The organism is Parasphingorhabdus sp. JC815, from assembly GCF_040717415.1.
Classification (GTDB): domain Bacteria; phylum Pseudomonadota; class Alphaproteobacteria; order Sphingomonadales; family Sphingomonadaceae; genus Parasphingorhabdus.
In genome coordinates, this window is sequence record NZ_JBFEFM010000001.1 from 665346 (window position 1) to 682196 (window position 16851).

General features: G+C 51.0%; 17 protein-coding genes and 1 other RNA gene. 10 read left to right on the forward strand and 8 right to left on the reverse strand.

What is annotated here, in order from left to right:
• Window positions 1–6 precede the first annotated feature (6 nt).
• The 6 genes from AB1K62_RS03155 to AB1K62_RS03180 are packed head-to-tail and all read right to left on the reverse strand — an operon-like array spanning window position 7 to window position 4398.
• Complete coding sequence (locus tag AB1K62_RS03155) at window positions 7–285, reverse strand: HPr family phosphocarrier protein (RefSeq protein WP_367001174.1); 279 nt, start codon at window positions 283–285, stop codon at window positions 7–9.
• The gene (locus AB1K62_RS03160) at window positions 282–686 is read right to left on the reverse strand and encodes a PTS sugar transporter subunit IIA (RefSeq protein ID WP_367001175.1); all 405 of its coding nucleotides are present in this window, start codon (window positions 684–686) and stop codon (window positions 282–284) included. The genes AB1K62_RS03155 and AB1K62_RS03160 overlap by 4 nt, the downstream gene beginning before the upstream one ends.
• Before the next feature lie 5 nt (window positions 687–691).
• Entirely contained in the window at window positions 692–1621 is a 930-nt protein-coding gene (rapZ, locus tag AB1K62_RS03165; protein ID WP_367001176.1) for an RNase adapter RapZ, read from the reverse strand.
• Window positions 1618–2073, reverse strand: coding sequence for an HPr kinase/phosphatase C-terminal domain-containing protein (locus AB1K62_RS03170; protein WP_367001178.1), 456 nt, complete (start codon window positions 2071–2073; stop codon window positions 1618–1620). The genes rapZ and AB1K62_RS03170 overlap by 4 nt, the downstream gene beginning before the upstream one ends.
• Window positions 2074–2087: 14 nt before the next feature.
• Window positions 2088–3740: an ATP-binding protein gene (locus AB1K62_RS03175; RefSeq protein WP_367001180.1), complete on the reverse strand. Its 1653-nt coding sequence runs from the start codon at window positions 3738–3740 to the stop codon at window positions 2088–2090.
• Complete coding sequence (locus AB1K62_RS03180; RefSeq protein ID WP_367001181.1) at window positions 3694–4398, reverse strand: response regulator transcription factor; 705 nt, start codon at window positions 4396–4398, stop codon at window positions 3694–3696. Before AB1K62_RS03180 ends, AB1K62_RS03175 begins: the two co-directional genes overlap by 47 nt.
• Window positions 4399–4711: 313 nt before the next feature.
• On the opposite strand from AB1K62_RS03180, the gene AB1K62_RS03185 reads away from it, so the two are divergent.
• Window positions 4712–6307: a phosphoenolpyruvate carboxykinase gene (locus AB1K62_RS03185; RefSeq protein WP_367001182.1), complete on the forward strand. Its 1596-nt coding sequence runs from the start codon at window positions 4712–4714 to the stop codon at window positions 6305–6307.
• A 138-nt stretch (window positions 6308–6445) separates the two neighbouring features.
• Here AB1K62_RS03185 and AB1K62_RS03190 read toward each other — a convergent pair whose 3' ends face one another.
• The gene (locus AB1K62_RS03190; protein ID WP_367001184.1) at window positions 6446–7195 is read right to left on the reverse strand and encodes a hypothetical protein; all 750 of its coding nucleotides are present in this window, start codon (window positions 7193–7195) and stop codon (window positions 6446–6448) included.
• 168 nt (window positions 7196–7363) lie between these two features.
• Between AB1K62_RS03190 and AB1K62_RS03195 the strand changes: the two genes are divergently transcribed.
• Complete coding sequence (locus AB1K62_RS03195) at window positions 7364–7588, forward strand: hypothetical protein (RefSeq protein WP_367001186.1); 225 nt, start codon at window positions 7364–7366, stop codon at window positions 7586–7588.
• Window positions 7589–7592: 4 nt separating this feature from the next.
• Here AB1K62_RS03195 and AB1K62_RS03200 read toward each other — a convergent pair whose 3' ends face one another.
• A complete protein-coding gene (locus AB1K62_RS03200; RefSeq protein ID WP_367001187.1) occupies window positions 7593–8249 on the reverse strand; it encodes an alpha/beta hydrolase in 657 nt (218 codons plus the stop codon).
• Window positions 8250–8394: 145 nt separating this feature from the next.
• On the opposite strand from AB1K62_RS03200, the gene AB1K62_RS03205 reads away from it, so the two are divergent.
• From AB1K62_RS03205 to lon, 8 genes are all read left to right on the forward strand, one after another.
• A complete protein-coding gene (locus tag AB1K62_RS03205; RefSeq protein WP_367001189.1) occupies window positions 8395–9468 on the forward strand; it encodes a cysteine desulfurase family protein in 1074 nt (357 codons plus the stop codon).
• Between the two features lies 1 nt (window position 9469).
• Window positions 9470–10588 carry a cysteine desulfurase family protein gene (locus tag AB1K62_RS03210; protein ID WP_367001191.1) on the forward strand — a complete coding sequence of 373 codons (1119 nt, stop codon included), beginning with the start codon at window positions 9470–9472 and terminating at the stop codon, window positions 10586–10588.
• Complete coding sequence (locus tag AB1K62_RS03215) at window positions 10585–10926, forward strand: 2Fe-2S iron-sulfur cluster-binding protein (protein WP_367001193.1); 342 nt, start codon at window positions 10585–10587, stop codon at window positions 10924–10926. The genes AB1K62_RS03210 and AB1K62_RS03215 overlap by 4 nt, the downstream gene beginning before the upstream one ends.
• A gap of 2 nt (window positions 10927–10928) precedes the next feature.
• A complete protein-coding gene (gene bla / locus AB1K62_RS03220) occupies window positions 10929–11825 on the forward strand; it encodes a class A beta-lactamase (protein ID WP_367001194.1) in 897 nt (298 codons plus the stop codon).
• Between the two features lie 86 nt (window positions 11826–11911).
• Window positions 11912–12006: signal recognition particle sRNA small type (gene ffs / locus AB1K62_RS03225), an RNA gene on the forward strand.
• Window positions 12007–12081: 75 nt separating this feature from the next.
• Complete coding sequence (locus tag AB1K62_RS03230; protein WP_367001195.1) at window positions 12082–13878, forward strand: DNA polymerase III subunit gamma/tau; 1797 nt, start codon at window positions 12082–12084, stop codon at window positions 13876–13878.
• A complete protein-coding gene (locus AB1K62_RS03235; RefSeq protein WP_367001196.1) occupies window positions 13875–14210 on the forward strand; it encodes a YbaB/EbfC family nucleoid-associated protein in 336 nt (111 codons plus the stop codon). The genes AB1K62_RS03230 and AB1K62_RS03235 overlap by 4 nt, the downstream gene beginning before the upstream one ends.
• Window positions 14211–14323: 113 nt before the next feature.
• Window positions 14324–16759: an endopeptidase La gene (lon, locus tag AB1K62_RS03240; protein ID WP_367001198.1), complete on the forward strand. Its 2436-nt coding sequence runs from the start codon at window positions 14324–14326 to the stop codon at window positions 16757–16759.
• Window positions 16760–16851: the final 92 nt, after the last annotated feature.

Here is a 16851-nt window from a genome sequence, read left to right on the forward strand (position 1 = left end):
CAGCCCTTAATCTTCACCAAAGCCATCGACGACCAATCCGGTGAGCTTTTCCAACGCGGTTTCGGCATTTTCTCCGGTGACAATGATGTCAACATTATCGCCCTTGGCTGCGCCCAGCATCATAAGCCCCATGATGGATGTGCCGGTTACTTCAACACCGTCCTTGCTCACTTTGACGGACAGGCCATCAGGAAACTTACTCACACAGGTCACAAATTTTGCGCTGGCTCTGGCGTGCAGACCGCGGTTGTTGGAAATGGTTACAGTCTTGCGATGCTCGCTCACGCGTCGCTGCCCAATATTTCCGAGGCGACACTGATATATTTTTGACCCGCTTCCTTGGCAGCGGCAACAGCATCTTTCACGTCCATACATTTACGCGCGCCATCAAGCCGGATGAGCATAGGCAGGTTTACCCCTGCAATCACCTCGACCTTGCGCTTGTCCATCAAGGAGATAGCGAGATTGGATGGCGTACCACCGAACAGATCGGTCAGAATAATAACGCCGTCCCCGCTTTCGACTTTTTCGATGGAGTCGGCAATGTCCTGACGCCGCTGTTCCATGTCATCATGAGGGCCGATGCAGACAGATAAAATCGCTTTTTGCGGGCCTACAACATGTTCCATGGCCGTGATAAATTCCACAGCCAAGCGGCCATGGGTAACAAGAACCAAACCGATCATTGCTATTAAATACCCTTATTTCTACCGTTCAAGTCATGCATGGCTTCTAATGCTTCCATGGGGCGCGACGCCAGATTGCGATGGAGGACAGTGGGCGAAAACCCCGCCTCATGCAACCTTTTGCTAAGCTCTTCGGCAATATGTACCGATCTGTGACGTCCGCCGGTGCATCCTATACCTATGTTGACATAGGCTTTTCCCGTTTTGATATAGCGGGGAAGCAAGAATTTCAGCATATCTTCAAATTTTTCCAATGCTTCGTCATAGGCCGGATCTTTGGAAATATATTCTGCGACCGGCGCATCCTGTCCGGTCATATGTTTCAAGCCGGAATCCCAGAATGGATTAGACAGAAAGCGCACATCAAAAAGCAGATCAATATTATTGGGCACGCCGCGAGAAAAACCGAAACTGGTTATCGTGACAGTCGTGATGTCACCATAATTGATGCTGAATTCTTCCCTGATCCGTTTCTGCAAGTCGTTGGCGGACAGGCTGCTTGTATCAATGAGATGATCTGCCCAGCGGCGGATCGATTCAAACTGGTTGCGCTCTGCGGCAATGCCTTGCTTGGCCGGACGATCTAGGGCGAGGGGGTGGCGTCGCCGCGTCTCGTCATAGCGGCGTTCCAGTTCGCTTCCTGCACAATCGAGATAAAGTGTCGAAATGTGATAATTTTCATTTTCCTGTAATTTTTTGATACTTTTGATCAGATTATCATGATCAAAGCCGCGGGTACGGCTATCAAAACCAAGCGCGAGCGGCGGGTCGCCATCGCTTCGCGAGCTGGACGGCGGTGTATTTAACAAACCCTCGACCAACCGGATCGGAAAATTATCTACGGTTTCCCAGCCAATATCCTCCAGCGTTTTAAGCGCCGTGGTTTTGCCTGCACCGGACAGGCCGGTAACCAACAGAACATGTTTTTTGCTCATAATGATCTATCCTTCGGCATCTGTGTCGCAGATAATTGTAAAAGCCGGTCCAAAACCATTTCCACCTTAATCGGCGCACTGGCCTCAACAGGGTTAAGGCTTATTGTCGGAATACTCATTTTCATGATTGTCTCTGTCCGGCTATCCATCGGATAGCGCTCTGTTTTTGCTTTTAACTTTACTTGCAATCTCAAGGGAATATTTGAAACATGCTCGCAGTTAAAAATACCAAGTGAACGCACCTCTATCTTTCCTGCGATACTAACAGGTGCTTCCATACACAGGTGGTCATCATCGCGGGAAAGTTCAACATAGTCATCACTAATCAGGGTGGCGCCCCTGTCGATGAGCCGTAAGGCAAGGTCGGATTTTCCGGACCCTGACGGGCCGGTTATCAATATGCCGGCTCCGTTAATCGCGACTCCGCTTGCATGGCGTGTTTCTTTTTCCATCCCAAGTCAGCTTATCATATTTCGGCTTTGGGCAGGCGGATTTCAAAACATGCGCCTTGCTTGCCATCGGGACGATCAATTACGTTTATCGTTCCGTCATGGCCCTCGATAATGGTTTTGGCGATTGCCAGTCCAAGGCCGCTATGTTTTCCGAACGCTTCACCTGCCGGTCTGTCGGAATGGAAGCGTTTGAAAATATTCTGCCGATGCTCAGGCAAAATACCCGGTCCGCGATCGGCAATTTGAACCACGACCTCTTCGGCGTCCGGAGTCGCAAGAATTTCGATCAGCCCGTCTGGTGGTGAAAAAGACACCGCATTATCCAGAATATTGCTAAACACCCGTTCCAGACGGTCATCATCCCCCATAACCATGGCTACACCGCGGCCCGGACGTGCAAAGGCGATTTTAGCGCTTTCGTTTGTGTCGCGTTGCTCGCGAGCGGCAAGCAACTGGTCCATCATCTTGCCGATATCAACCTGTTCAAATTTAGTACGCGCGAGTTCGGCATCGACCCGGGATGCTTCGGAAATATCGTTAATCAACCTGTCAATGCGCCGCACATCATCACTGGCAACGTCCAATAGCTGTTTTCGCAAGTCAGGATCATCAACCCGTTCCAGACTTTCCAAAGCGGATCGCAGAGAAGCAAGCGGGTTTTTGATTTCATGGCTGACATCTGCGGCAAATGCTTCGGTCGCATCTATGCGATAGCGCAATGCGGCGCTCATGTCCGCCAGAGCGCGGGCAAGCTGGCCGATTTCATCGCGTCTGTCGGGCATCCGCGGCACGGTGATTTCCGGTGCCCGGCCTAAACGCACACGAATGGCTGCGCGTGCCAATTTGCGGATTGGACGGACAATGGTGCGAGCAAGAAACAGCGATAATAATATCGAGACTATGGCAGTAAGGAAAATGACAAAAACGACGTTGGCGCGTTCCGCTCTTACGATCCGGGTGATATCCCGTGCGTTACTGGTGAGCAATAATGTGTGGCCGCTGTTTGGCACCGGCGCAGCGGCAATGATGACCGGTGTGCGATCGGGAGCATAGCGCACTGCACTATTTGGCTCAGGGTTTTTCGACAATAATCTTATTTCCGGCCAAAATCGGGCAATATCTTCCTCTGGCTCCTCATAATCGCTGATCGGTTCGCTAAGCACCAGAAAATCAATAGATTTGTCGAGCATCCGGGCGACATCTTTTTGCCAGGGCTCCGCTTCGGGATCGCGGAAATCATAGGTGGGTTTTGCCAGTGCAAAACTATCGGCAATCTTAGTTCCATCAGCATCATAAAGCCGCAAACGGCCTTCGAGATATCCGGCGAAATCAATCAGTAAATCCTTGCGGTTAGCGGGCGTTTGCCGGCTCAAGGCGTCACTGATAATCTGGGTTTGCAAATGGGCCTGATGCAACCGTTCCCCGGTCAGCTCATCGCGGTAATTATCGAGATAGAATAAACTACCCGCGAGCAAAGCGATTGCCAGAATATTGACTACCAATATCCGGGTCGTCAGCGACAATCGCGCGGACCAGCGCAGGGACAGATCAGAATCACTGATGCTGGCCAAAGGTTTGTCCCCATCAGGCTTTTCTAGGGCAGAGCCATTTCTTACAGGCTTATTCCTGATAGCGATATCCGGCTCCATATAGCGTATCAATGGCATCAAACTCCGGATCCACTTCGCGGAATTTACGGCGCAGACGCTTTATATGGCTGTCTATGGTGCGGTCATCGACATATACATCGTCCTGATAGGCGGCATCCATTAACTGGTTGCGGCTTTTAACCACTCCGGGACGATTGGCGAGCGTTTCCAATATCATAAATTCGGTAACGGTCAGCGTTACATTGTCGCCCTTCCACTTTACCAAATGCCGTGCCGGATCCATCTCCAGTGCACCGCGCACCAGTGGCTCAAGTCCTTCGGTATCGGCTTCTTCATCCGATAGCTTAACCAGTTCGGCACGACGGAGAATGGACTTGACTCGAGCAATCAACAAACGCTGTGAAAACGGTTTTTTGATATAATCATCCGCACCCATCGCGAGGCCAAGCGCCTCATCCAGCTCTTCGTCTTTTGACGTCAGGAAAATAACGGGCAGATTGCTCTTCTCCCGTACCCGGCGCAAAAGCTCGAGTCCGTCCATTTTGGGCATTTTAATATCGAAAATCCCCAGATCGGGTGGATTGTCGAGGATTGCTTGTAAAGCTGTTTCACTATCGGAATAAACCCGTGTCACATAGCCTTCGGCCTGCATCGCGATGGATACAGATGTTAATATATTCCGATCATCATCAACAAGAGCAATATTTGCAGCCATCGAATATGTTCATCCTGTTTCTTGCCTGTGACTCAGGCCGTTATCATTGGTTAAATTCAAAAACTTATCGAGCTTATCGGAATGTTTGTTGAATCTCGCAGATTAAATGAATCGCAGCTGTTGCACAAGGAGACAAGTTATCAAGCAGCTGTTTTGCCATAGAGTATCAGGATTCTATAGATGGCAATTCCAGATAGATTTATGACATCCCGATCTGGTGATTTGACCAACGCCTTATGGTAGGATAAGCGCTGCATCAACCTGCCGAATCCGGTAATCATCCAGTCCTAATTCCAGCCTTAGGGGAATAATCGTGCCACAAGTTTCGTCCGTAACATTAAAAGATCAGGGCTTTGCCACAGCGGCAAAACAGCACTGGAACCTTGGTACTCCCGCATTGGTTGAAGCGGCTGTATCGCGCGGCGAAGGGCATTTGGCCAAGGACGGCCCACTTGTCGTTGAAACAGGAAAGCATACGGGCCGCTCTGCCAAGGATAAATTCATTGTCCGTGATGATGAGACAGAAAACAGCGTCTGGTGGGGACAGACAAACGTTAGCATGACACCGGAGCATTTTGCTGCCCTGAAAGAGGATTTTCTTAAAGCTGTTGCTGAAAAAGATGATCTGTTTGTTCAGGATCTTTTCGGTGGTTCTCAGCCCGAGCACCGCGTGAATGTTCGCGTAATCAATGAACTGGCGTGGCATAACCTGTTTATCCGTACGATGCTGGTCCGGCCTACCGGCGATGAACTCGCTGCATTCGAGCCGGAATATACAATTATTGATCTGCCAAGTTTCAAAGCCGACCCCGATCGCCACGGAACACGCAGCGAGACAGTTATTGCGGTTAATCTGACGGAAAAACTGATCCTGATCGGTGGCACTGCTTATGCCGGTGAGATGAAAAAGTCGGTATTCGGCCTCCTCAACTATCTGTTGCCACTTGATTCGGTCATGCCGATGCATTGTTCGGCCAATATCGGGCCCAATGGGGACACCGCGATTTTCTTTGGTCTGTCCGGTACAGGCAAAACAACTTTGTCCGCTGATGCCAGCCGCACCTTGATTGGTGATGACGAACATGGATGGTCCGACACCGCCGTGTTCAATTTTGAAGGTGGCTGTTATGCCAAAATGATCCGCCTGTCCGAAGAAGCGGAGCCGGAAATTTTCGCAACCACGCGGCGCTTTGGTACCGTGCTTGAAAATGTTGTGATGGACCCGGAAACACGGGAACTGGATTTTGACGATGGCAGCAAAGCGGAAAATACCCGCGGTGCCTATCCGATTGATTTTATCCCCAATAGTTCCGAAGAAAATATGGGGCCAGTGCCCAAGAATATCATCATGCTGACAGCGGATGCCTTTGGTGTATTGCCTCCCATTGCCCGGTTGACGCCAGAGCAGGCAATGTATCATTTCCTCTCCGGTTACACAGCTAAGGTAGCGGGCACGGAAATCGGTGTGACAGAACCGGAAGCAACTTTCTCAACCTGTTTTGGCGCACCCTTCATGCCGCGTCATCCTTCCGTATATGGTAATCTCCTGAAAGAGCGTATTGCTAAAGGCAATGTGCGTTGCTGGCTGGTAAATACCGGATGGACCGGCGGCAAATATGGTGAAGGTAGCCGGATGCCGATTAAAGCAACTCGCGCGTTGCTCAACGCAGCGCTTGACGGCAGCCTGAACAATGTCGAGTTTCGTATTGATGACAATTTTGGCGTTGAAGTTCCGGTCTCGGTTCCCGGAGTGGATAGCGCTATTCTTGATCCGCGTTCCACTTGGTCGGATGCCACGGCTTATGATGAAACAGCGCAAAAACTGGTCAAATTGTTCATCGACAATTTTGAACAATTTGCTGAGCATGTTGATCAGAATGTCAGGGAATCCGCTCCTACCTTGGCATGAGCTAACGCTCAGCGTGAGCAGAAAACCTGCATAGCGCCGTTTCAATCGTAAAGACGCTATGTAAATAAACCATTATACCCTTAGTCCCGTTTGTTCGGGACTGGGGGTTAATGGCTTAGCAAAGCAAGTGAATATTCACTATAGGTCATGCAGTGGTTTGCTGATGATCGCTATCTCGACCCATTGACCATCTTCACCGGGCATGATGGACAGTTTTTCGCCGGGAATAAAACCGTCCTGTACGCTTTTTTCCTCAATCCGGCCATTTGTGGCCATGTCATGGGCAATGCGTACTAACCGTTTCGCTACTTCATTTGCAGCATAGTTATCAGGTGCGCGAAGCCGAATTTCCTGATCCGCGAAATAGGATAAACCACAGGTTTCCATCTCTCCTTCGGGAGTTTCCGAAATGGCTATTTGCACCAAAACGGGAAATGGGCCGTCCGAAATATAATGCTCAATCGCTCCGGCAAAATAATCAAAACCAATATGGAGCTGTGCCGGTTGCCAGATAATGCTGCTTGCCTTGATCGCTTGTCCGATATGCTTTGCAAGATGCAGCAGAGCGCGATTCACTGTCCCATCCTGACGCCCCACGGTAATATGTTCAGAAAGGCTGATGCCGATTCCGGATATTTGTTCCACGGGTGGTTCGCAAAAAACCTGTTGCAAATCCTTTGTAGCAAGAATTGTTTCTGTTTCCGGCGCGCTATAGCAGATCAAATCAAACGTCATGCCGCTAACTGTCGCCCGTAACTTGTCCAGATTTTGATATTGTGACGGAGCCAGTTCAATAGTTTTAGTCGCCTGTTCTGATAGGGCCAGGTCCGTCAGGGAGAAATCCTTTGGGATATCAGCCAAAATCAATAAGGGTAGATCTCTTTGCATCTCTGGTCCTTATTTGTAACAATCATTGTGTTCTATTTATGTTCTGCGACTTTTTTACTCATAGCACAATGATATAAGTTGTCGATAATCATCCTTATCGGACCTTTAACTATGTTTGCTTGAAATCAATATAATATGGATGCAATGTTCTAAGAAAGGAGCGAACTATTGGCTGATTGGATATTGTCTGTATTGATGCTGGCCGGTGCAGGATTACTGGCAGGCGGCATATATTTGATCCGTAGCGGAAGAAACAAAAAACAGGGCGCTCTCATGCTGGCAGCATCAGCGGTCATGTTTATCAATGTCGCAATATGGACTGTGCCAACGGCTGATCCTGTGCCGGATGATACGGCACAGGGCGACAGCGGGCTTTCCGATAAAATCGAATAGCAGCCTATTTAATCGGTGAATCAGGTGCCAGACGCATATCCAGATAATTGTCTACCGACCCCATCAGCAAATCCATTTCATTTTCATAAAAATGGTTAGCGCGGGGGATTTCATCGTGATGGATAGTAATATGCTTTTGTGTCCGCAACTTGTCGACTAACTTCTGGACAGCAGCCGGGGTGACTACTTCATCATTCACACCCTGAATAATAATCCCGGATGACGGGCAGGGGGCTAAAAAGTTAAAGTCATACATATTGGCAGGCGGTGACACAGAGATAAATCCGCGCACTTCGGGGCGGCGCATCAAAAGCTGCATACCGATCCATGCGCCAAAGCTGTATCCGGCAATCCATGTGGTCTGGGCTTCAGGGTGAATAGATTGCACCCAATCCAGAGCGGAAGCTGCGTCGGAAAGTTCACCTATGCCATTGTCAAAAGTGCCCTGTGAACGGCCAACCCCCCGGAAATTAAAGCGTAATGTCGCAAATCCGCGGCGGACAAATGTTTTATACATCGCTTGTGTGATACGATCATTCATCGTTCCCCCTGCTTGAGGATGGGGATGCAGGATCATAGCTACTGGTGCACGGTCCCGTGGTCCGGGGCTGAAACGGCCTTCCAGGCGTCCTTCGGGTCCGGCAAAAATTACGTCAGGCATGGTTTTATCGACTCCACGGTCAAGATTACTATATGAATGGCGGCAAAAGGCGGTTTAGCTTTTACGCTGATTGAAGCGCCTATATAGGGAGAATCCGGTAATTCGCAACTCTATCCGGCAACCGTAAAGGGGTTTGACAGCATTTATGTTCGAAAAAAAACGCATCTATCTTGATTATGCTGCGACCACGCCGCTTCTGGACACTGCCCGTCAGGCTTGCCTGGAGGGATTTGAGCAATGGGCAAATCCGTCATCGCCACATGCGGACGGGCGCGCTGCTGGCACATTGCTCGAGAATGCAAGACAGCGTTTCAAAACCGCTTTGAATTGGGAAGGGGACGTTATTTTTACCAGCGGAGCCAGTGAATCTACTGCAATTGCGCTCAATCATACGAAACCGTCGCGGCAATTGGTTTCCCCGGTCGAACATGATGTGGTTTTGCGTTTCTCTAAAGGTGCCACTGTGATTCCGGTCGATTCCAACGGCTTGATCGTGGCGACACGGCTTGATGAGATGCTCAAAGATACCGAGGAGCAAATGCTGGTCGCGGTGCAATCGGTGAATAATGAAACCGGTGTGATGCAGGATATGGAAATGCTGGCCAATGTAACGCAGGACAGGGGAGCTGTCCTGCTAGCAGATTGCGCGCAGTCTGCGGGGAAAATACCATTGCCGGATGCGGATATGATTGTGATCGCCGCGCATAAATTTGGCGGGCCGCCGGGGGTCGGGGCTTTGCTGGTAAAGGATTTGCAAGTGCTTGATCCCCGAGGTGGTCAGGAGCAGGGCTATCGCTCTGGCACCCAGAACCTGCCCTATATCATGGCGATGGTTGCAGCGCTGGAAACGCCGAACAATTGGCTGGATCACGCAGCGGAACTGCGCGCGCTGCTGGACGATGCTATTAAGTCGGAAGGCGGCGCTATCATTGCCGAAGATGCACCGCGCATAGCGACCATTGGTAGCTATCATATGCCCGGAGTAGCCGCCAATGCACAGCTCATTAAATTTGATATGGCCGGTTTCTCGGTGTCCGCGGGCAGTGCTTGTTCATCCGGAACATTAAAGCAGAGCCATGTGTTGGGCGCTATGGGTATTGATGAAACAACCGCGAAGGAAGTGATCCGCGTGAGCATAGGCAGAGACACAACGCGTGAGGATATTCGCGCATTTATTGAGCAGTGGAAGTCTATTTTTCACTCGGCCAATCGCGTTTGATATGATGGCAAATACCCCCATTTATCTGGATAATCAGGCCACAACCCCCCTCGCGCCGGAAGTTTTTGACGTCATGGTGCCATGGCTGCGTGACAATTTCGGTAATCCGCATAGCTCTCACATCCTGGGTCGCAAAGCGGCGGCGATTGTTGATCTTGCCCGCGATCAGGTTGCCGGGCTTTTGCCAAAAGACGGAACGGTCCTGTTCACCGGCACTGCGACAGAAGCCCTGAATACGGGTTTCGGCGCCGTCCATGCCGCGAAGGCCAAGGGACGCAATAAAATAATCATTCTGGAAAGCGAACATGCAGCGGTTCGTGATACCGCCATGTCCTATGCAAAGCGTGGATTCATGGTTGAAAGACATGCCGTTGGGCCTGACGGCATAGTGTCGCTGGAGCAATTGCGCGCTTCGATTGACGATAAAACGGCTTTGGTCGCGGCTATGCTGGTGAATAATGAAATTGGCGTCATTCAGCCGGTTGAGGAAATTGCCGAACTGGCGCATCAAAACGGGGCGCTCATGCTGTGCGATGTGGTGCAGGGCTATGGCCGGATCGCTATACCGGGCAATATCGACATCGCCGCAATCTCCGCCCACAAGATTTATGGCCCCAAGGGAATAGGGGCGTTGTGGGTGCGAGGCGGAATTGATTTGCCACCGCTCATATATGGCGGCGGGCAAGAGGAGGGCATACGTTCCGGAACATTATCTCCAGCCTTATGTGCCGGTTTCGGGCAAGCGGCGGCGCTTTGCAAGAAACGCTGGGACAGTGATGCCGCGCATATTGCTGCGCTGGCAGACAAAGCACGAAGCTGTTTTGCGGACTGGACAGTCAATGGCTCAATCGCGCATCGCTATCCGGGCAATCTGAATATCCGCAGGGACGGCTTAGACGTCGCACGGTTAATGTCGGATGTGCGTAACGTGGCATTTTCAGCAGGATCAGCCTGCGCCAGCGGATCGGGCAGCCCTAGTCATGTTCTGGCGGCATTGGGTCTTGAACCAGCCCGGATAAAAGCCTCTATCCGTTTGGGATTTGGTCGTTACAACAGCCTGAAAGATATTGAGATAGCAGCAAAATATATTAACGAAGCGGTTGAGGTACAGCTTGCATGAGTGACATCACAGTGAATTTTATCAGTGCCGACGGCAAACATATTGTGACCGCAAAAGCATCCGAGGGCGATGATCTTCTGACGATCGCCCAGATAAATGACCAGCCCCTTGAAGGCACATGCGAGGGGCAGATGGCTTGTTCCACCTGTCATGTCATTGTCGATGCAAAAGATTTTGAAAATTTGCCCGAAGCGACAGAGATGGAAGAGGATATGCTTGATCTTGCAGCCGGAGCGCGGCGAACAAGCCGTCTGGCATGCCAGATTATACTGACTCCGGCACTGGATGGGCTGACAGTCCGTATCCCGTCCGAAAGCCATAATATGCAGGGATTATAATCATGCTGGATCGCCGGACCTTGCTCCTTTCAAGCAGCTTGCTTCTTGCCAGTGGCTGCATGATGGCGGGGCGAAATCAGGCGAGCATCATGACTAATCCGGAATTTGCATCCATAGAAAAGCGCATAGGCGGGCGGCTTGGTGCGGCGCTGGTCAATTGGGAGGGCAGCCTGATAACCTCGCACCGCGGCACAGAACGGTTCGCTATGTGTTCGACGTTCAAGGCGCCACTCGCATCGGCATTGTTCGCCGCACATGAGGCGGGCAGGGTTGATATGCACGCACAATTTACGCTCAAGAAAGAAGATGCTGTGCCCTATATGCCATTTGTCGAACAGCGACTGAAAGACGGCAAGCCGGTTACACTGTATGAACTGGCACGCGCGGCGATCATAACAAGTGACAATGCGGCAGCGAACCTTGTTCTAGAGGCTATTGGCGGCCCGTCGGGCTTTACCGATTTTGTCCGTACACAGGGCGATGCTGTAACACGCCTTGACCGCATGGAACCGGATCTGAACGAAAATGCACTTGGCGACCCGCGAGACACAAGCACGCCAATTGCGATGGCGAGGTTGATGCAATCACTGGCCATTGAAGGGGCAGTGAATGATGAGAATGGTCTGACATTGCAAAAATGGTTGAAAGAAAGCGTAACAGGCGGAGCGAGGATCAGGTCGGGCTTACCCGCTGGCTGGCCGGTTGGTGACAAAACCGGCACGGCACCGGGCGGAAGCGCATATAACGACGTTGCTATTATCTGGCCTTCAGCTTCAAATCCTGAAATTAAGCCCGTTATATTAGCCGTTTATACAGATCGTCCCAAAGCATCGGCCAAGCGGGTGGATGCGGCTATTGCAGACGTGGCCAAGGCCGCTATGCGTCTTATTGCCCAGTAAATTGGTGAGCATAATAAGACGGCTGAATTTGCTGTGATCGATATTTCCACCACTTGCATTTCGCTCCCACTATCGCCATATGCAGGGCGGGAGTCGGGCGGACGTAGAGTTCGCCAACCCGGTCAGATCCGGAAGGAAGCAGCCGTAACGATTTTTCTGCGGGTCGCCCGTCTCCTACTCAATATAATACAGGCTTTTAGGCCCAACCGATGTTTAGGCTTCGACAAGCGGGCAGTGAGGGCTTAACATAAAAAACATGTCCGATTCACCTGACATATTCGCTGCTGGAGGCGTGGAAGCGCCTCTTGATCCTGCTCCGGTTGCGGCGCAACCCTATCGCGTGCTTGCACGTAAATACCGGCCTTCCAGCTTTGATGAACTTATCGGGCAGGATGCCATGGTTCAGACACTTGGCAATGCGATAAAGCGTGACCGACTGGCCCATGCTTTTTTGATGACCGGTGTGCGCGGGGTTGGTAAAACATCGACTGCCCGTTTGATTGCCAAAGCGCTTAATTGCATCGGAGAAGACGGGCAGGGCGGCCCGACCATTGATCCTTGCGGTAAATGTGAGCCATGCCAGTCAATTGCCACGGGCAGTTTTATCGACGTTATCGAAATGGATGCGGCAAGCCACACTGGCGTCGATGATGTGCGCGAGATTATCGAAGCCGTACGCTATTCCTCTGTTTCTGCCCGTTACAAGATCTACATTATCGACGAAGTCCACATGTTGTCGAAAAATGCGTTTAACGCGCTGTTGAAAACACTCGAAGAACCACCCGCGCACGTGAAATTTATTTTCGCCACGACAGAAGTCAATAAAGTGCCAATCACGGTGCTGTCCCGGTGTCAGCGGTTTGACCTGAAACGCATCAAGGCGGAGCAGCTATCGGCTCATTTTGGCTATATCGTCGAGCAAGAGGGCGTTCACGCCGAACAGGAAGCCCTTGATCTGATTGCTCAGGCGGCGGAAGGATCGGTCCGGGACGGCCTGTCTATTCTCGATCAGGCAATCGCCCACGCTGATATGGCGAGCGTCAATGAAGCCAACAATGGCGAAAAGGGTAAAAGTGACGTCAAGGCATCACAAATTCGTGAAATGCTGGGGCTTTCCGACCGCAGCGCGGTGCGCCGCCTGTTTGGAGTGTTGTTAGAGGCAAATTCGGAAGCGCTTCTTGACGCCATTGACGAACAATATCGTGTCGGTGTTGAACCATTGTCGCTGATGAACGGACTATTGTCGCTTTGCCATCAAGTGACATTGTTCAAAGTGGGGCGAGCCAATGACCCCAGCCTGTCCGATGAAGCAAAAGCGCAATTAAGCTCATGGGCCGAGCAATTATCTTACCCTGTTCTCCATCGGTTATGGCAACTTCTTCTCAAAGGCTATGAAGAAGTGCAGCAGGCGCATATGCCAAGAGAAGCGTGTGATATGGCATTGCTGCGAGTGCTTTGCGCCGCAGAAATGCCTGATCCGGGTGAATTGGCGGCATTGTTACAACGCGGGGCTGCCGAGGCTTCTCCGCAATCAATACCGGCGCCAAAAACTACGTCAAAAACTGAACCTGCATCAACAACCACCCAGTCTTATGAGGCAGTAGCTGCTCCGGCGGTTGAAGCCTCAGCCGAGCCTGTCAGATTACAGGATGCCACGCCAAATGCGTTGCCGCAGGATTTTCAGGATGTGGTTAATATTATCGGGAAAATATCACCTGTGCTGGAAAGCATATTGATAGCGGACGTCCGTATTATCAATTTCTCTGCGCCAGTGATAGAATATGAACCTGCTCGGCCTATCGCCGCATCGGACCTTAAAAAAATTACCGATGCGTTGAAAGATGCAACCGGCACCGTCTGGACTATGAAAGAAGGACAGGGTGGAGCGCAGCCCAGCATGGCAGAACAGGTCCAGCTTGACCGTGATGCCGCCACCCAGGCCATATTGGATACACCATTGGTAAAAGCTGCATTTGAAGCTTTTCCCGATGCAGAATTATTAGAGAATGACATAGATAATGTCATTCCTGAAGCAAGGAGCTCACAAGCATGAAATCTATGGAAGAAATGATTAAAGCAGCTCAGGAAGCTGCACAGACAGTGCAAACCCAGATGGAGGAAGCCCAGTCCAAACTCGACACTATTGAGGTCGAGGGGAAATCCGGTGGCGGACTGGTATCTGTTAGAGCGACTGCCAAGGGCCGTATTCTTGGCATCAGCATTGATGACAGTCTGATAAAGCCCGAAGAAAAAGGCATTTTGGAAGATCTCGTCGCAGCTGCATTTAATGACGCTCGCGACAAAGCCGATGCTGTCAGCAATGAAGAAATGAGCAAAATGTCTAGCGGAATGGGATTGCCAGCCGGTTTCAAGCTGCCATTCTAATGACATCGATGACTCGCTGGGCCGCTCTTTATAGTGATTTCAAAATGCTTGAAGTCATTTGCGCGGCCCCCATATAGCTTGTGAAGCGCTCTGCGCCATAGTTTGGAGTATCAATGTCCCAGTCTGAATCTACACCGCCCGTCACCCCTGAATCAAAAGCACTGCCGCTATTACCGCTACGCGACATTGTCGTGTTTCCGAATATGATCGTTCCGCTGTTTGTCGGACGTGATAAATCGGTAGTCGCTCTGGAAAAGGCGATGGACGGCGACAAGGAAATATTTCTGGTTGCCCAGCTTGATCCTGCGGAAGATGATCCTTCGCGTGAGCAGCTCTATGATCTGGGCGTGGTCGCGACGGTATTACAGCTTTTGAAGCTGCCCGATGGCACAGTTCGTGTTCTGGTCGAGGGGAAACAGCGCGCCAAACATATCTCCATGGATAATCAGGATGAAGGCTTTGTTCTGGCCAATGTCGATCTGATTGAAGAGCAATCCGCAGAAGGGCATGAAGCAACTGCGCTGATGCGCTCTGTGGTCGAGCAATTTGAAAATTATTCCAAACTCAACAAGAAAATGCCTGCGGAAACCGTGGTGCAGCTTGGCGAGATTGATGAAGCATCCCGTCTGGCGGACGCTGTTGCGGCCAATATCAATGTTAAAGTGGCCGATAAGCAAAGCCTGTTGATCGAAGCTGATCCGGTCAAGCGTCTGGAAATGGCCTTTGCCTTCATGGAAGGCGAGCTTGGTGTTCTTCAGGTTGAAAAGAAAATTCGTGGCCGCGTGAAGCGTCAGATGGAAAAAACCCAGCGCGAATATTATCTGAATGAACAGATGAAAGCGATCCAGCGCGAGCTTGGCGACGGTGAAGAAGGCGAAGTCGATGAAATGACGGCGCTGGGCAAGAAAATCGAGGAGATGAAGCTCTCCAAGGAAGCCAAGGCCAAAGCGACTGCAGAATATAAAAAGCTGAAAGGCATGCAGCCTATGTCAGCGGAAGCCACGGTCGTGCGTAATTATCTTGATGTTCTGCTTGGCCTGCCATGGGGCAAGAAATCCCGTCTCAAGAAAGATATCAAGCAAGCCGAGAAGGTTTTGGATGATGACCATTTTGCTTTGGAAAAAGTGAAAGAGCGGATCATTGAATATCTTGCCGTGCAAACACGGACGAACAAGCTGAAAGGCCCGATTCTTTGTCTTGTTGGACCTCCCGGCGTGGGCAAAACCTCGCTTGGCCGGTCTATTGCGCGCGCAACAGGTCGCGAATTTGTTCGCCAGTCACTGGGCGGGGTACGGGATGAGGCCGAAATTCGCGGGCATCGCCGGACCTATATTGGTTCGCTCCCGGGTAAGATTATAACTAATCTAAAGAAAGCAGGGACTTCCAACCCGTTGTTCCTGCTCGATGAGATTGATAAGCTGGGACAGGATTTCCGCGGTGATCCGGCGTCAGCGCTACTTGAAGTGCTTGACCCGGAACAGAATGATAAGTTTCAGGATCATTATCTGGAAGTCGATGTCGATTTGTCAGACGTGATGTTCGTTACTACGGCCAACTCATTGAATTTACCACAACCCTTGCTGGACCGGATGGAGATTATCCGGCTTGAAGGCTATACGGAAGATGAAAAGGTCGAGATTGCAAAACGTCACCTGATCGAAAAACAGGTGGATGCACATGGCCTGAAAAAGGGCGAATTTTCCCTGCATGATGACGGGCTGCGTGATCTGATCCGCTATTATACGCGCGAAGCCGGTGTGCGAACATTGGAACGCGAAATAGCAAAGCTGGCCCGTAAAGCGCTGCGCCGGATATTGGAAGGTGAATATAAAAGCGTTGAAATTACGCCGGAAAACCTTTCCGAATATGCCGGAGTTCGCAAATTCCGTCACGGTGTTGGTGAAGAAGAAAATCAGGTCGGCGCAGTAACGGGGCTTGCCTGGACAGAAGTGGGCGGTGAATTACTCACCATCGAATCTGTGACGGTTTCGGGAAAAGGTCAAATCAAGACCACGGGTAAATTGGGCGAAGTCATGACTGAGTCGGTTCAGGCCGCTCTGTCCTTTGTAAAGGCGCGGGCGCCATCCTATGGTATCACGCCCAGCGTATTTCGCCGGAAAGATATTCACATCCACTTGCCCGAAGGGGCTGTGCCCAAAGATGGCCCGTCTGCCGGCGTTGGTATTGTGACCGCTATTGTCTCGACGTTAACGGGCATTGCTGTCCGCCGCGATGTCGCCATGACTGGTGAGGTGACATTACGGGGCCGTGTCCTGCCGATTGGCGGTTTGAAAGAAAAGCTGCTCGCGGCGCTACGCGGTGGCATTACGACTGTATTGATACCGGCGGAGAATGAGAAGGATCTGGTGGAAATTCCGGATAATATCACCTCATCGCTGAAAATCATTCCGGTCAAACATGCTGACGAAGTTCTTGCAGAGGCATTGACGGAGAAGGTCGAGCCGATTGAATGGAGCGATGCTGATGAATTGGCGAGTCATGCTACGGCCCCTGTTCCAGAAGATACGGGGTCTGCAGCGCGGCATTAATGGCGGATCAGCGCGAGTCGTCACTGTGTTCATGCCCTATGAGAAATGATAGTCGGCCATGAAGTTGCACTGAAACCGCCTGATTGCGGATG

Coding starts and splice junctions, on each gene's coding strand:
- AB1K62_RS03160 (WP_367001175.1), bottom strand. CDS start 686: ATGATCGGTTTGGTTCTTGTTACCCATGGCCGCTTGGCTGTGGAATTT.
- rapZ (WP_367001176.1), bottom strand. CDS start 1,621: ATGAGCAAAAAACATGTTCTGTTGGTTACCGGCCTGTCCGGTGCAGGC.
- AB1K62_RS03170 (WP_367001178.1), bottom strand. CDS start 2,073: ATGGAAAAAGAAACACGCCATGCAAGCGGAGTCGCGATTAACGGAGCC.
- AB1K62_RS03175 (WP_367001180.1), bottom strand. CDS start 3,740: ATGCCATTGATACGCTATATGGAGCCGGATATCGCTATCAGGAATAAG.
- AB1K62_RS03180 (WP_367001181.1), bottom strand. CDS start 4,398: ATGGCTGCAAATATTGCTCTTGTTGATGATGATCGGAATATATTAACA.
- AB1K62_RS03190 (WP_367001184.1), bottom strand. CDS start 7,195: ATGCAAAGAGATCTACCCTTATTGATTTTGGCTGATATCCCAAAGGAT.
- AB1K62_RS03200 (WP_367001187.1), bottom strand. CDS start 8,249: ATGCCTGACGTAATTTTTGCCGGACCCGAAGGACGCCTGGAAGGCCGT.
- AB1K62_RS03205 (WP_367001189.1), top strand. CDS start 8,395: ATGTTCGAAAAAAAACGCATCTATCTTGATTATGCTGCGACCACGCCG.
- AB1K62_RS03210 (WP_367001191.1), top strand. CDS start 9,470: ATGATGGCAAATACCCCCATTTATCTGGATAATCAGGCCACAACCCCC.
- AB1K62_RS03215 (WP_367001193.1), top strand. CDS start 10,585: ATGAGTGACATCACAGTGAATTTTATCAGTGCCGACGGCAAACATATT.
- bla (WP_367001194.1), top strand. CDS start 10,929: ATGCTGGATCGCCGGACCTTGCTCCTTTCAAGCAGCTTGCTTCTTGCC.
- AB1K62_RS03230 (WP_367001195.1), top strand. CDS start 12,082: ATGTCCGATTCACCTGACATATTCGCTGCTGGAGGCGTGGAAGCGCCT.
- AB1K62_RS03235 (WP_367001196.1), top strand. CDS start 13,875: ATGAAATCTATGGAAGAAATGATTAAAGCAGCTCAGGAAGCTGCACAG.
- lon (WP_367001198.1), top strand. CDS start 14,324: ATGTCCCAGTCTGAATCTACACCGCCCGTCACCCCTGAATCAAAAGCA.